Here is a 16359-nt window from a genome sequence, read left to right on the forward strand (position 1 = left end):
CATTCCAGGCCGTATCATCCCCAGACGCTGGGCAAGGAGGAGCGCTTTCACCGCACGCTCAAGGCCGAGGCGCTGCAGGGACCGCCGTTCGAGAACCTGGCGGCGGCCCAGCGGGCCTTCGACCGCTGGCGCCACATCTACAATGCAGAGCGCCCGCACGAGGCGATCGCCGGCGCCGTGCCGCTCGACCGCTACCGGTCTTCCCCGCGCGACTTCAGGGAGACCCAGCAGCCCTTCGACTATGCGCCCGGCGACCATATCCGCAAGATCCAGCAGAAGGGCGCGACCTCGCTGTTCGGCCGCCACTTCAAGATCTGCAATGCCTTCGCCGGGCGCGCCGTCGCCTTCCGTGCGACCGACAAGGACGGCGTCTTCAACGTCTTCTTCCGCCATCAGAAAATCCAAACCATCGACCTCAACCTCGTCGAGAGATAGCATGGAGCACTGTTCGCGATGTCCTCGCACACCTGTTCGCGATGTCTCCGGTCCAAACAGGGGGGGAGATCGGTAGCTTCGCCTCTCTTTCAACATTCGCGATTGGCGAAACGATACGTGACATTCAATCTCCCCCCTTGAGGGGGAGATGTCCGGCAGGACAGAGGGGGGCGCGAAGGAACTCGACGGCGGTCAGTTAGCCTGCCTTGCCGCGACGCGGCGCATCGAAATGACTCGGCGGCGGAGGATTTCCGTGCGCATCGCCGCTAGGTGCAGCGCGAAGAAAAGCACGGTGAAGCCGAGTGCCATCACCAGCAATGGCCACAACAGGCTTGGGTCGATGGTCGGGCCGCCGAGCCGGAACACCGACGCCGGCTGATGCAGCGTGTTCCACCAGTCGACCGAAAATTTGATGATCGGAATGTTGATGAAGCCGACCAGGGTGATGATGGCGGCGGCCCACGCGGCGCGCCCGGCATCGTCGAGCGCGCGGGTCAGCGCGATGATGCCGAGATACATCAGGAACAGGATGAAGACCGAGGTCAACCGCGCGTCCCATACCCACCAGGTGCCCCACATCGGCTTGCCCCAGATCGAACCGGTGATCAGTGCAAGGGCGGTGAAGACGGCGCCGATGGGTGCCGCCGATTTCAGCGCCACGTCGGCCAGCGGATGGCGCCAGACCAGCGTGCCCAGTGCCGAGACCGCCATCAGCGTGTAGCACATCATGGCGAGCCAGGCGAAAGGCACGTGGATATACATGATGCGAACGGTGATGCCTTGCTGGAAGTCCTCGGGCGCCGCGAAGCTCATGTAGAGGCCGACAGCGAGGATGATGGCGGCAACGCTCGCCAGCCACGGCACGACCTTGTCGGCCAGCCCGACGAACCGCGTCGGGTTGGCAAGGTCCATCCAGCCGGAGAGGCGTGAAGTCGTGTCGCTCATGCCGCCTTACATAGACCGCCGGCGGAGTTGCGGCAACCGCACCGGCGGTACGGCGTCTCCCGTTCTCCCCGTGAACGGCGGGGCAAGTTGTGTGCGTCAAGTTCTGCAAAATGGCGTGGCATTGCGTTGACGTTGGCGTGTCCGCCGCGCAGCCCCCGTGTTTAGCGGAGCGGCGGACACAATCGCATTTGGATTCTTACGAAGATGGACCCCACCCTAACCCTCCCCACAAGGGGGAGGGAACGCTGCCGCATGCCCTTACTTCCCCTTTTGGCGCCGAAAGGCAGGCAAATTTGCCGAGGTCAGCGCCAACGGAAGTCTCCCTCCCCCTTGTGGGGAGGGGTTAGGGGTGGGGGTACATCGTAGAGCGAAAGCCTCGGCTCTCCACCTGCGATGGCGCTGCCCCCCCTTGTGGTTCCCATAGGGGAGAAGGCAAGCCGCGCTGCTCAGGCGGCTTCGTTCACCGGACGGCTGAGGCGGCGGACCTCCTCGTCGTTGAGCAGGCCGCCGGCGCGCAGCAGGCTGGCGAAGCGACCGTTGCGCAGCGACAGTTCGGTGAACCCGCCCATCTCGACCACCCGGCCCTTGTCCATGAACACGACCAGATCGGCGTCGCGAACGGTGGTCAGGCGGTGGGCGATGATGAAGGTGGTGCGGCCGCGCCGCAATTCGTCGATGGCGTCCTTGACGCGGTCTTCCGTCTCGACGTCGAGCGCGCTGGTCGCCTCGTCGAGAACCAGGATGGGCGCGTCCTTCAGCACGGCGCGGGCGATCGCGATGCGCTGGCGCTCGCCACCGGACAGCTGTCCGCCGCGTTCGCCGACGACCGTGTCGTAGCCCTCGCTCTTTGACAGGATGAAATCCTGCGCGGCGGCGGCATTGGCCGCGGCATGGACCTCGTCATAGGTCGCCTCCGCGCGGCCGACGCGGATGTTGTCCTCGATCGAGCGGTTGAGCAGGCCGGCATCCTGGAAGACGGTGGCGATCGAATGGCGCAGCGACTTGCGGGTCACCGTGCGGGTGTCGATGCCGTCGATCAGGATACGGCCGCTGGACGGGGTGAAGACGCGCTGCAGAAGGTTGATGAGCGTCGTCTTGCCGGCGCCCGTCGGGCCGACGATGGCGACGGTCTGGCCGGCCTGGACCTCGAACGACGCGTCGTCGACGCCCTGCCCGGAATTGCCGAACTCGAAGCAGACATTCTCGAAACGCACATGACCCGTGACGTTGACGAGATCGCGCAGCCCATCGGGCTCGGCGGCGTCGGATGCAGAGTCCTCGAGATGATAGAATTCCTCGAGCTTGGCGCGCGCCTCGGAAATCTGGTTGGCGAAGGCCGACATCTGGTCGAGCCGGGCAATCAGCAGCGTGGCAAAGCCGGTAAAGGCGATGACGTCGCCGATGCGCAACTGGCCGTGCGTCACCAGATAGGCGCCGATCAAGAGCACCACCATCATCGAAATCGTCGACGACAGGCGGTGCAGCGCGTTGGCCATCGCCCACCAGTCGAGCACCGGATTCTGTGCGTCGAGCAGGTTCTTGACGTAGCACTTCAGCGCCTCGGTCTCATGGCCGATGCGATTGTAGCTCTGCAGGACGGCGACGTTGCTGACCGAGTCGGTCACATGCGCAAATACCTTGTGGTAGTGCCGCTCCACGGCCGCCTGGCCTTCCTTGGTGCGCCGCATCACCAGCCGTCCGATGCCGACATAGAGCGCGCCAAGCGCCAGCAGCACCATCGACATGCGGATATCCATGCTGAGCGCGGTGGGCACCAGCAGGACCAACGCAACCGCGGTCGACAGATGCTGCCGCATGAATTCCAGCCAGAGGCTGAACAAGGTCTCGACCGCGCGCAGGAGCGTGTGCAGGGAATTGGAGGTGCCGCGCTGATGATGCCAGGCAAGCGGCATGGTGATCACGCGCTCGAACGACTGGCAAAGAACCTCGCTGCGCCGCTGGTGGGCAAAGCGGTCGGCGCCGCGCGCCACCAGCACGAAGGCGATGATGTTGAACGCGCCGAGGCCGGCCCACATTGCGAGTGTCGCGAATACCGAGCCGCGGTCCGAAATGGCATCGATCACCCGGCCGAACATGATCGGCTCGAGAATGGCGATAATGGCAAGCGCGACATTCGCCCCGCAGATAAACGCAACGCGTTTCCTGTCGGCAGCGAGATAACCAAGGGCTCGCCAGTAGATTTGCAGAAGTGACACTTCAGCTACTCCGCCAATTATTTATGGTGCAGTGCGTCATTTTTTGACTCGTATCGGTTGACGCGTCGCAAAACAATGCTCGTCTAGCTCTTCCGTTCCCATTCCGCGAACAAAAGATGACGACGCTTCGAAATTTGCCGTGATCGTCTAACAGTTTGAGATAAAAGGTGAAATGTCAGCGTTGCGGCAAAATCATGGCAGCTGGAAAGCACTGCCACAATTTTAATCAGCAAGACCCTGGGCACGACGTCTAAAGTCGTGTGCAGGCATTCAGCAAGGTCAAACGCAAATATAACCGGTAGAGGCACTTGGAGCGCCCGTGCGTGCCCTGGGAAACGCTAAGCGACGCTCCAAGCCCTTGAATCTAGGCCGGTATTCTGACGACCACCTCGGCACTATCTCCGGCTTTTGGCTCGAAGGACGAAGATTTGGTCTTCGTGCCATTCACTTCAAGTGAGATGGCCCGGGCCTTTTTGTCGCGGACGACGCGTACTTTGATCTCGGCGCCCAGCATCTTCAGAGTTGCCGAATAGCCGTCCCAATGGCTAGGAAGTCTCGGCGTGAACTGGAGGCGCTGTCCGCGGCGCTCTATGCCGAGAATGCTCTCGACCGCGGCGCGATAAAGCCAGCCCGCCGACCCGGTATACCAGGTCCAGCCGCCTCGGCCGCCCTTGTCTTGCCCGGAATAAACATCGGCCGCGACGACATAAGGTTCCACGCGGTAGCGCTCCGCCGCGGCTTCATCGAGAGCATGGTAGACCGGATTGAGCATTGAAAGGCAGCGGTAGGCATCGTCGGTGCGACCCATCTCGGCCAGCGCAATGACGAACCATGTCGCCGCGTGCGTGTATTGGCCGCCGTTTTCACGGACCCCCGGCGGATAGCTCTTGATGTAGCCCGGGTCCTTTTCCGTCTTCGAGAAGGGCGGGGTGAACAGTTTGACGATGTTGAGGTCGTCGTCGACGAGCGCTTTCATCGCCTGCGCCATTGCCGTGGTCGACCGCGCCGGGTCGCCCTCGCCCGAAAGCACGCTCCAGGACTGGGCGATCGAATCGATCTTGCACTCGTCCGACTTGCGCGAGCCGAGCGGCGTGCCGTCGTCGAAGCTGCCGCGCCGATACCACTCGCCATCCCAGGCGGTGCTTTCCAGCGCCCGCTTCAGCACCTCGGCGTGCTTCGTCCAGGCCTGCACGCGCTTGGCATCGCGCTCCGCCTTGGCGACAGCGGCAAAGTCGCCCAGCGTCTTCAGCAGGAACCAGCCCAGCCATATGCTCTCGCCCTTGCCGTGCTCGCCGACGCGGTTCATGCCGTCGTTCCAGTCGCCGCCGAGGATCAGCGGCAGCCCGGCCGGGCTGCTGCGCTTGACGGCAAGATCGAGCGCCCGCGCGCAATGGTCATAGAGCGAGGCTGTCTTCTTCGAGATTTCCGGGATGAAGAAAGCATCGTGCTCGCCTTCGCCCAGCGCCTGCCCTTCGATGAAGGGCAGTTGCTCCTTCAGGATCGCGGTGTCGCCGGTCACCAGCAGGTAACGGGCCGTGGCGTGGGCCAGCCAGACCACGTCGTCCGAGATCATGGTGCGGACGCCGGCCTCGGTGCGCGGCAGCCACCAATGCTGCACGTCGCCTTCGGGGAATTGCCGCCGCGCCGCATTGAGGATCTGATCACGCGCCAGCTTGGGGTCATGCGCCAGCAAAGCCAAGGTATCCTGCAGCTGATCGCGGAAGCCGAAGGCACCGCTCGCCTGATAGAACGCCGAGCGGGCACGGATGCGGCAGGCCAGGCTCTGATAGGGCAGCCAGTGATTGACCATGGCGTCGAGTGCCTTGTCCGGCGTCTCGACCTGGATTGTGTCGAGAAAGCCGCGCCATGTGCGCTCGTTGTCGGCCAGCCGCTGATCGAAATCCCTGGAGCGATGGGTCTGCACCAGCGCGCTGGCCGCCTCGGGCGAGGCCGCGTCGCCGAGCAGCCAGAGCAGCGTGACGTCGCCGCCGGCAGCGATGTCGATGTCGCGTGCGATGGCCGCGCAGGGATCGTCGCCGGCCTCGACACGGCCGGACAGGCCGGCGCCGCTCAGCACGGCATGCGGAAACTCGCTCGTGCCTTGCCTGCCGATGAACTCGCCGCGATCGGCGGTGACCGAATGCACAGCACCGTCGGCGGCCAGAAAGGCGATCCGCTCGCCGAAATCGAGCCCATAGGGATTTTGCGCCAGCAATGCGCCGGTTGCGGCATCCCTCGACGGAACGATGCTTGCAGCGGTGCGCGAGCGATGGCCGCCAAGAACCCATTCCGCATAGGCGTAGACGCGCAGCCGCATTGGCACCGAACCCGAATTCTGGATGCGCAGCCGCGATATCTTCACCGGATCGACGGGATCGACGACATGGGTCAGGTCCATCGACAGCGGCCCGCGTTTTGAGCGGAACGTCGAAAAACCCTGCCCGTGCCAGGTTTCGTAGGTCATTGTCGGATCACGCACCACGGCAGCCATTGGCGAGAACGCCCTGCCACTGGCGTGATCGTAGATGTAGATGCCCTCGCCCGGCCGGTTGGTGACCGGATCGTTCGACCATGGCGTCAACTGATAGTCGCGGCTGTTGCGGCTCCAGGTGAAGGCAGCGCCTTCAGCCGAAATGTGGAACCCGAACGATGGGTTGGAGATGACGTTGATCCACGGCTGCGGCGTCGTGCGCCGGCCGGCAAGACGCACGACGTAGTGGCGTCCGCCGCCGTCGAAACCGCCGAAACCGTTCCATTGGTCGAGCCCGCTGCCGTCGACGCGCCCCTCGATCAGTGCCTGGGCGGCAGATACTTGCGACGTCGGCACCGGCAAGGACGGCTCGCGAAGCGCTGCAAGGTCTGCCGGCTGGAGGGCGGCGTCCCGCGCCTGCAGTGCCGCGGCCTCGGCACGCTCGATCTGGTCGAAGATGGTGCCGTTGCGCGTATGCAGCACCACCCGAGCGACGGCGAGCAAGGTCCTGTAGGTCGTTTCCTCCATCAGATCGCGGCGCACCGCGAAGATGTGCTGGCGGGGTCCGAGCTCCTTGCCGCGCAATCGGCTGTTTTCGCACAGCGTCTCCACCGCGCGCTGCAGGTCCTGCACGTAGGATGACGCCTGCTCGTTGACGACGACAAAATCGATCATCATGCCGCGGGCGCGCATGTATTCCTGGAAGCGAAGCGCCTGGGCGACGATCTCCAGATCGGCGACATCGGCGATCCTGACCAGGAAAATCGGAAAATCGCCGGATATGCTGGTCGGCCACAGGCTGGACTGCCTGCCGAGCCCGGAGACGATGGATTCGCCCGGAAGGCGCAGGAACGGATCGGGATAGATCAGATAGCGCGCCAGCTTCTGCACATTGGCGGCGTCGGACAGGCTGAGGCCAAGGTGCCGGGTCTGCACCTGCGAGCGCGTCCAGGCGAGCATCGCCTGGCGGGCGAAGCTTTCGGGATGGTCGAGCCGTGCGACGGCGGCATCCAATTCGGCGCGATGGGTACCGACGACGGTCCAGAACGTCAGCGAAATCTTCTTGTTGGCCGGCACGCGCACCTGCCGGCGAAGCGATGCAATCGGATCCAGGGTGAAGCCGGAATGGCCGCCAAGCTTGGCGCCGGGATCAAAGGCCGCCGCTTCGGTGATGGTGCGGCCGCGGCCGATGAAGGCGCGCCTGTCGGTTTCCGCCTCGGCGTCTCGCGCCGATCCAGACGGGTCGGTGACGAAATGCACCATGGTGACGTCGGGCTCGTCCTTCTCGCGCTTGCGCCTGGTGGCGAAGATCGCGCCGTTGTTCGGCGCGATCTCGGTTTCCACGAACATCTTCGAAAAAGCCGGATGGGCATTATCCGAGGGCTCGGAGCCCAGCACCAGTTCGGCAAACGAGGTCACTTCGATATGCCGGTCGGCGGGGCCATCATTGTGGAGCGTCACCCGTCGGCCCTCACCATTGCCTTCCGAGATGACTATGCACTCGACTTCCGAACGCAGCGATCCAATCGATTTGACGAAGCTCGCCTTGTCGTCGGAGAACAGCGTCTGCGCACGCTCGCCGGCGGCGCGCTTCGGCTCGGCGGTGGCCGACCACCAGTCGCCGCTGCTGGCGTCGCGCAGGAAAATATAGGAACCAAGGCGGTCCTCGGTCGGATCCGGCTGCCAGCGCGTGACGGCAAGTTCGCCCCAGCGGCTGTAGCCGGAGCCGGTGGCGGTCACCATGACCGAATAGCGGCCATTGGACATGACACTGGTCGAGCGCAGCGCCTTGAGCGGATCGAGCACGATGCGGGTATCCGGGCTTTCCAGCTCGGTCTCGTCCTTCGAGCGCTCGTCGGCCTCGGTCCTGACGGTCGCAGTCGGGATGTCGCGCGGCGCCCGTTCCTGCAGCAGCAATTCGGCCGACTCGATCACCGGATCGCTGTGGAAGCGGTCGCGCAGGCGCCCTTCGAAGATCGCATCGGCAACTGCGGCAATCGACATGCCGGAGTGGTGGGCCATGTAGTTGAGCACGACGGCGTGGTCGGTGCCCTCGGGGACGCGTTGCGGCGTGAAATCCACCGCATCGTAAAAACCGTGCCGGCCCAGTGCGCCCAGCCGCCTCAGCCCGGCCAGGTTCTGCACGGATTCATGCGGCGTGAACTGCGCTGCCAGCACGGTCGCGTAAGGCGCGATCACCGTGTTTTGGCCAAGGCCCCGCTTCAGGCCGAGCCCGGGCACGCCGAAATTGGTGTACTGGTAGGTCAGTTCACGGTCGCGGGCGTTGTAGGCCGCTTCCGAAATCCCCCAGGGAACGTTCTTCGAACGGCCATACTGGATCTGGCGCTTGATGATGAGCTTGCTGGTCTGGTTGAGAATGCTGCCTTGCGGCTCCTTCATCACTAACGGCGGCATCAGATATTCGAACATCGAGCCGGACCAGGACATCAGTGCGCCCTGGAAGCCGATCTCGACGATCGGCCGGCCGAGCCGGAACCAGTGCTCGGTCGGCAAATCGCCCTTGGCGATGGCGAACAGGCTGGTCAGCCGCGCCTCGGACGCCAAAAGGTCGTAGCAGCTTTCGTCGAGCTGATGCTCCTCGACCCGGTAACCGATCGACAGGAGCTTGCGCTCGGGCCGCATCAGGAACGAGAAATCCATCTCGAAGGCGAAGCGGCGCGTGCGCTCGCGCAAGGTCAGAAGCTTGGCCCGCAACGCCGCGACCGCGTTTTCGTCGCTGTGCGCGTCGTGCACATGCGCCTCGCAGGTGGCTTCGAGCCTGGCCGCCCAATCGGCGATGGTGTCGCTCTGGGTCGACGCGGCCTCGGTGTGGATGGCTGTCGCGAGCTTGCGTATCTCGCCGGCCAGGACGGCCAGGTTGATGGTACGGATCGACGCCATCTCCGGCTGCGCCTTGATCAATTCGACCGCCCGCCGCATGCCGTCGAGACGGTCGGCGAGCCGCTGGCGCAAGGGCCGCAATTGACGCCGGTCGTCGGGCAGTTCCTCAAGGCTTTCGTCGAGGATGGTGACGGTGTCGAGGATGCCTTCGAAGTCGCCCTGCACATGCACCGACGGCGCTTCGGCCCATTCGGCGCAGGCAGCGGCCACGGCCACCAGATGGCCGGCGAGATTGCCGCTGTCGACCGCCGAAATGTACAGCGGGTAGAGCGGCTTCAGGGTCGTCGTGTCATACCAGTTGAAGAGATGGCCGCGATCGCGCGGCATGCTCTCGATGGTCGACATGGTCGCGTCGATGCGGTTGACGGCGTCGGAGAGGCTGATCCAGCCGAAATCGCGTGCCGAAATCACCGACAGCAGGTAGACGCCGATATTGGTCGGCGAGGTGCGGGGCGCCACCACGGGGGCCGGGCTTTCCTGGAAGTTATCCGGCGGCAGATGGTGATGCTCGGCCGTCACGAAGGTCTCGAAATAGTGCCATGTACGCCGCGCCACGGTGCGCAGCGCGTGGATGTCGGCGGCCGATATGCGCAGGCGGTCCTCGGTTTCGGCCGAACGGCTGATCCAGCAGGCGATGGCGGGCGAGCCGATCCAGAACAAGGCAAAGAAGAAGGCGACGAAGGCGCCGGTGGAATCGGCCAGCACCGGCACGGCGAGGCCGACGACGCCTATGATCACCGCGCCGTACATGATGCTGTAGTAGGAGCCGAGATCGTTGTCGCCGCCCTTGTGTGCCTGCGAGGCGGTGCGCCATTCGAGCAGGTTCTGGCGGCTGACGAACAGGCGGTAGAGCGTGCGGATGATCGCGTCGCCCATCATCCAGGCAAGATGCGCCATCAGCACGATCTTCAGCGCCACCAGAGCGGTGCCGAAGGCAACGTCGCGTGCCAGTGCCGAGAAATGGCCGCGCGGCGTCTGATCGCCGCTCTTCGGCAGGATGGCGTTGACGATGTCGAACGTGGGCGCCATGAACAGCGTAAGGATCAGCAGCGCCTGCCATTGCGCGGCCTGCGTGAAGGGCAGCAGCGTCCAGCCGGCGATCGCGGCCATCACCCAGAAGATCGGCGTCACCGAGCGGCGCAGATTGTCCACCATCTTCCAGCGCGACAGCGCCGGCACGTTTGAGCGCGGGCTGAGGATGAAGCCCAGAAGCTGCCAGTCGCCGCGTGCCCAGCGATGGTGGCGCGACGCGTCGACCGAATAGCGGGTCGGATAGTCTTCGACCAGTTCGACGTCGGTGACCAAGGCCGAGCGCGCCAGGGCGCCTTCGAGCAGATCATGGCTGAGGATGGTGTTTTCCTCGATGCGACCCTTCAGCGCCGCCTCGAAGGCGTCGACATGGTAAAGACCCTTGCCGGTGAAGGAACCGTCGCCGAAGATGTCCTGGTAGAGGTCCGACACGGCAAAGACGTACGGATCGAGCCCGCGATTGGCGGAAAAGACACGCTGAAAGAACGATGCCTCATCGCCACTGGTCAGCGACGCGGTGATGCGCGGCTGCAGGATGGAATAACCTGCCGTAACCTCGCGCCGTGCGACATCGAAATGCGGACGGTTGAGCGGGTGGCAAAGCTTGCCGGCCAGCGCAGCGACGGCGTCGCGGGTGGTGCGGGTGTCGGCGTCCAGCGTCATCACGTGGACGACGCTCTCCGGCAATGGCACTTCCAACGGCAGGAAGGTGGTGTCGCTGTCGCCGCGCAGCAGAAGGTTCAATTCGTGCAGCTTGCCGCGCTTGCGCTCCCAGCCCATCCAGACGCCTTGCGATACGTTGTAGAGCCGGCGCCGATGCAGCAGATAAAAGCGCGGCGCCCCTTCCGAGTCCGAGGGATAGCGGGCGTTCAGCCTGGCGATTTCGGCGCGGGCGAATTCGAGGATTTCGACATCCGCCGTATCGATCTCGGTCTTCGAGTCCGGCCAGTCGGAAAGCAGCGCGAAATAGACTTCGCCCGCCGTGTTGGCGAGGTGATGCACCTCGATGTTGCGGATGTTCTCCTCGACATCGTCGCGCGAGCCGATCAGCGACGGCACCACCACCAGCGTGCGTGCCTCGGGCGGCACACCGTGCCTGAAATCATAGCCGATGAGACGCGTCGGCTTCAAAAACAGCGAGACGACGGTGTTGAAGAATGCGAGCGCGCCTTCGCTGGCCGGCACCGCGAACAGGGCCAGCATCAGGACGATCGACGGCACCGACAGGCCGAGATTGGCAAGCGCATTGCCGGAAACGACCAGAAGCAGGACCGTCAGCGCAAACACCGGCACGACGATGCCCAGCCATCCGGTCTTGCGGAAGGTCCGGTTGAGCGTCTTGCCGATGGTCGGCCGGTAGCCGATCGACCGCTCGAGCTCCTGCCGGCGCGGGCCGACCAGAAAGAAGCCGACGTCGGTGTGAGCGATCGGACCGGTTTCGGAGCCCGGTGCAGCGGCAGCATGGCCGGCGAGCTCGATCGCCCTTTCGGCAACGCGAAATTCGGAGAGATCGGAACGGCGCGCCAGCTCCTCGATCGCAGTCCGGTACTGGTCGCGGGAAAAGAAATCGAGCGCGGCGAAATCGGTGCGTTCGCGCAGCAAGGTGTCGATGCGACTGACGCCCTCGAACCACACCGTCCAGTCGATGTCGTTGATCAGGCGCAGGCCGCGGATGATGTTGCCGGTGGTCACGTTGCCGCTGGACAGCGTGTGGTGCTCGCTGAGGATGATCTCCTCGGCGTCGGAGCCGGTCCGTTCCAGCTCGCCCTCCAGCCATTCCAGCGCCCTGCCGGCATTTTGCGAGCCGTCACGCAGCCGGTAGAGCAACTGGGTGGCGAAGGTGGTGTCCTGCGCATGGGCGCTGTAGTGGGAAAGTATCGCCTGCCGGTCGGCGCTGTCGTCCGTCGCCAGCACACGGTCGGCGACCTCGTTGGCGATCTGGCGCAGTTCCCGCGTGCGATTGACGCGGACCGCGATCCGGCGAAGGTTCTCGATCAGGACGAAGCGCAGCAGCGACGGCAGCGCCCATAATTCGCCGATCTTCAGCGGCTCGACGGACTGGAAGCCTTCGACGATCGCCTTGAACATGGCCGACGAGACGGAACTGTCGGAATGCGCGACATAGGTCCACGCGACCGCCAGGGCGCGCGGCACGCTGGATCCATCCGACAGTTTCAGCGTCGGCAACTGACGATAGAAGCGGCGCGGCAGGTCGCGCTTGACCTGAAAAATGGTCTCCTCGACCAGGTAGTTGTTATCGAGCAGCCACTGCGCCGCGGGCGTGATCGTTTCGCCCCTCGCCTGGGCAGCGTTGGTGGAACGGTAGACATCGAGAATTTTCCTGGCGCTGTCGCGGATGCGCGCCTGAAAATCGAAAGGCGTCAGACCGAACAAATCCTTGGCATCGCCATTGGCAAGGGCTGCGCCCAAAGCGCGCAGGCGATCCTCCGGCAGGAAATTGGAGCGTATCGGCTCGTCGGTGACAGCCGGGAAGCTGGCGCTCGTCTTTTCGATCTGTGCGAGATTGGTCTGGATATTCATCTAAGGTTCCGTGTTGGGGACGCAGTGCGGCGTCACCGCCACGGCAATGTCCCTAAAACCGGTCCAAATGCAATTGGTTGCATCGCAACACTTGGCCGAAAGTTTGTTTCCGCACCACGACAAGATGCCGTCTTTCGACAACTTCCAGGCGAGCACTATGAGCATCGTTTCGGCTTCTGATCGGCGGAAGATTCAGGCTTTTTCGTGATGCAGCGACCAGCTTACGCGATATTTGGCCGGCGTCACGATCATGTTTGGAAACAGACGTTAATCGTTGCCGGCAATGCGGTCGATGCGGATCACGAACAGCATGGCCGGCCGGACCGGATCGAGGCGCAGTTCCGGCGCTTGCGCCCCAAGCAACAGCGCATCGAGCCGCCCCAGTTGCATGGGCGCCGCGCCGGCCACGCTGAGTTCGCCGTCGACGCACAGGATGAGTGTTTCATCGGCTTCGGCCGGGATCTTCGTCGGAGCCGAAATCAGCAGGCTCTCGACCGTGTGGATCGCCCGGGCGCGGCGGGTCATAACGTTGAGGTCGGTGATCGGACCGGCGATCAGCGTGGCTTGCGTCGGCACGTCGGCCGGAAAGGCAAGCGGTGCGGAAGCCTTGGTGATTTCGACCGGTAGCCGGCCGGCGATGTCGAGGATCATGCCCTCGCCTTCCAGCAACGCCAAGGTCCGGTCGACGCCGGCAAATCCGGAAAATGGGCCGCTGCTCTCGACGCGCGCCATCGAGACGCGCCAGTCGAAATCGTCGAGCCCGGCACCTGGCGGCGAGACGGCAATCTCCGTCGTCATCCCGCCGCCGTTCTTCCACGGCATCGAGCGGTATTCGGCTGCCCGAAGGATGTGCAAGGCGCGGCTCAACCCAAAATGCCGGGCAGGTTGAGCTGGTTCTCCCGGGCGCACTCTATCGCGATCTCATAGCCGGCATCGGCGTGGCGCATGACGCCGGTCGCCGGATCGTTCCACAGAACCCGCTCCAGGCGCTTGGCCGCCTCGGGCGTGCCGTCGGCGACGATGACCATGCCGGCATGCTGCGAAAAGCCCATGCCGACGCCGCCGCCATGGTGCAGCGACACCCAGGTGGCGCCGGACGCGGTGTTGAGCAAGGCATTGAGCAACGGCCAGTCGGAAACGGCATCGGAGCCGTCCTTCATCGCCTCCGTCTCGCGGTTCGGCGAGGCGACCGAGCCGGAATCGAGGTGATCGCGGCCGATGACCACCGGCGCTTTCAGTTCGCCCCTGGCGACCATCTTGTTGAAGGCGAGGCCGAGCCGATGGCGATCGCCAAGCCCAACCCAGCAGATGCGCGCCGGCAGGCCCTGGAAGGCGATGCGCTCACGCGCCATGTCGAGCCAGTTGTGCAGATGGGTGTTGCCGGGGGTCAGCTCGCGCACCTTGGCGTCGGTCTTGTAGATATCCTCGGGATCGCCGGAAAGCGCTGCCCAGCGGAACGGGCCGATGCCGCGGCAAAACAGCGGACGGATGTAAGCCGGCACGAAACCCGGGAAGGCAAAAGCATTCTCGAACCCCTCCTCCTTCGCCACCTGGCGGATGTTGTTGCCGTAGTCGAGCGTCGGCACGCCGGCGTTCCAGAACGCCACCATCGCCTCGACATGCTCGCGCATCGACGCGCGGGCAGCTTTTTCGACGGCCTTCGGATCGGAGGTGCGTTTCTCGCGCCACTCGGCCAGCGACCAGCCCTTGGGCAGATAGCCATTGAGCGGGTCATGCGCCGAGGTCTGGTCGGTGACGATGTTAGGGCGCACGCCGCGCCGCACCAGTTCCGGCACGATGTCGGCGGTGTTGCCGACAAGACCGACCGATTTCGCTTCACCGGCTTTGGTCCAGCGCTCGATCTTTTCGAGAGCCTCGTCGAGCGTGTCGGCGCGCTCATCGACATAGCGGGTGCGCAGCCGGAAATCGATGCGGTCGGGATCGCATTCGACGGCCAGGCAGCAGGCGCCGGCCATCACCGCGGCGAGCGGCTGGGCACCGCCCATGCCGCCGAGGCCGCCGGTCAGGATCCATTTGCCCCTGAGATTGCCGCCATAATGCTGGCGGCCGGCCTCGACGAAGGTCTCGTAGGTGCCCTGCACGATGCCTTGCGTGCCGATGTAGATCCACGAGCCGGCCGTCATCTGGCCGTACATCATCAGGCCCTTTCTATCGAGCTCGTTGAATTTCTCCCATGTCGCCCAGTGCGGCACGAGATTCGAGTTGGCGATCAGCACACGCGGGGCGTCAGGATGAGTGCGGAACACGCCGACCGGCTTGCCCGATTGCACCAACAGCGTCTCGTCGTCGCCAAGCGTCTTCAGCGAGGCGACGATGCGGTCGAAATCGTTCCAGGTGCGCGCCGCCCGGCCGATGCCGCCATAGACCACCAACTCGTTGGGGTTTTCGGCGACGTCTGGGTCGAGATTGTTCATCAGCATGCGCAACGGCGCTTCCGTCAGCCAGGTGCGGGCGTTGAGCTCGCTGCCGCGCGGGCTGCGCACTTCACGGATGTTGTGGCGAGGATCGGTCATGATTGTCCCTTTCGAGTGAGGTGCACCGCGCGTCAGCGTTCGGCCCAGGCGATCGCGGTTTCCAGGATCTTCTTCAGCGTGACGCGGATCGGCGCCGCGAATTCGGCCTCGTAAGGCACCGGCCAGTTAGCCGGTTCGCCCTTGCCTTCGGGCTCGCGCATATAGCCGCGGTTGGAGAGTTCCATCTGCAGCGCGTGGACGCCGGCTTGCGGCTGGCCGAAATGGCGCGTGATCCAGCCGCCCTTGAAGCGGCCGTTGACGACGTAACTCTCGCGGGTTTCGGCGAGGATCTGGCCAACCGTCGCTTGCAGCGTCGGATCGGCGCTCTTGCCGTCATTGGTGCCGAGATTGAAGACCGGCAATTTGCCTTCGAAAAGGCGCGGCAGCACCGAGCGGATCGAATGGCAGTCATAGACGACGACCTTCCCATGCAAAGCGTGCAGCCTGTCGATCTCAGCCTGCAGGGCGGCATGATAGGGTACGAAGAACTTCTCGCGGCGCTCGTCGATCTCAGACGGCCCCGGCTCTTCACCCTTGCGGTAGAGCTGATCGCCGTCAAAGGTCTCTGTCGGGCAGAGCCCGGTCGTCGTCTGGCCGGGATAGAGCGAAACGCCGGACGGATCACGGTTGACGTCGATAACGGTGCGCGAAATCGCCGTATGCACGACCGTCGCGCCGAGGCTCTCGGCGAAGTCATAAAGCTTGTCGATCCACCAGTCGGCGTCACGGCGGCCGAGCCAGGGCGAGACCAGCCGGCTGTCGAGGCCGGCGAGATCGATGCCGGTATGCGGGATCGAAACCAGCAGGGGTGCTGTGCCTTGGGTGACGGTGAGCCAGGAGGGTGAGGTCATCGGAAGTCTCCGCGCGAAGGAACGCGACTTTGCAATCGTCCTTGAACACCGACTTCGGTTTTTATCGCTCGCAACGCATTTTGTTCTTGCTTTGTGCCGGCAGCTATGCTACTAAATTCGGTATGGTGCTGATTCGGCCCGACGACCCGCCTTTGAGGCGGGTTTTTTGTTGCCGGGCTGAGGTTGGCGGGACAGCGCCCCACTCTGTCCTGCCGGACATCTCCCCCACGAGGGGGGAGATCGGTAGCTTCGCCGCTTCGCTCAATCCTGCAACGTTGGAGATTGGCGAAAGACTCGATGATGGCCAATCTCCCCCCTTGTGGGGGAGATGTCCGGCAGGACAGAGGGGGGCGCGACAGAACGCGGCCTGTGACGGTACACCGCCTCATGACGCAACGCCCGGCAGTTTCACCGCACCCGCGGCCTTCACCGCCGCG

At 64.3% G+C, this 16359-nt stretch carries 7 protein-coding genes; 1 reads left to right on the top strand and 6 read right to left on the bottom strand.

From position 1 onward, the window contains the following. A partial coding sequence (locus NKH93_RS33445; protein WP_352976117.1) for an integrase core domain-containing protein occupies nt 1-435 on the top strand: 435 nt, incomplete at its 5' end. A gap of 192 nt (nt 436-627) precedes the next feature. Here the strand turns inward: NKH93_RS33445 and NKH93_RS33450 are convergent. The 6 genes from NKH93_RS33450 to hutG all read right to left on the bottom strand — a co-directional run bounded on the left by NKH93_RS33450 (nt 628) and on the right by hutG (nt 15922). After that, the gene (locus tag NKH93_RS33450; RefSeq protein ID WP_352449240.1) at nt 628-1380 is read right to left on the bottom strand and encodes a heme ABC transporter permease; all 753 of its coding nucleotides are present in this window, start codon (nt 1378-1380) and stop codon (nt 628-630) included. 446 nt (nt 1381-1826) lie between these two features. Further along, nucleotides 1827-3596, bottom strand: coding sequence for a glucan ABC transporter ATP-binding protein/ permease (locus tag NKH93_RS33455; RefSeq protein WP_352614164.1), 1770 nt, complete (start codon nt 3594-3596; stop codon nt 1827-1829). A gap of 364 nt (nt 3597-3960) precedes the next feature. Continuing rightward, nucleotides 3961-12537 (bottom strand): glycoside hydrolase family 94 protein, encoded by an 8577-nt coding sequence (locus tag NKH93_RS33460; RefSeq protein WP_352976125.1) that lies wholly within the window; start codon nt 12535-12537, stop codon nt 3961-3963. 267 nt (nt 12538-12804) lie between these two features. Continuing rightward, a complete protein-coding gene (locus NKH93_RS33465) occupies nt 12805-13392 on the bottom strand; it encodes a HutD/Ves family protein (protein WP_352922680.1) in 588 nt (195 codons plus the stop codon). 8 nt (nt 13393-13400) lie between these two features. Then, the gene (gene hutU, locus NKH93_RS33470) at nt 13401-15071 is read right to left on the bottom strand and encodes a urocanate hydratase (protein WP_352976131.1); all 1671 of its coding nucleotides are present in this window, start codon (nt 15069-15071) and stop codon (nt 13401-13403) included. 32 nt (nt 15072-15103) lie between these two features. Continuing rightward, nucleotides 15104-15922, bottom strand: a complete 819-nt coding sequence (gene hutG, locus NKH93_RS33475) for an N-formylglutamate deformylase (protein WP_352922675.1) — start codon at nt 15920-15922, stop codon at nt 15104-15106. Nucleotides 15923-16359: the final 437 nt, after the last annotated feature.

Origin of the sequence: Mesorhizobium sp. M0954 (assembly GCF_040319155.1) — a bacterium.
Classification (GTDB): Bacteria; Pseudomonadota; Alphaproteobacteria; order Rhizobiales; family Rhizobiaceae; genus Mesorhizobium.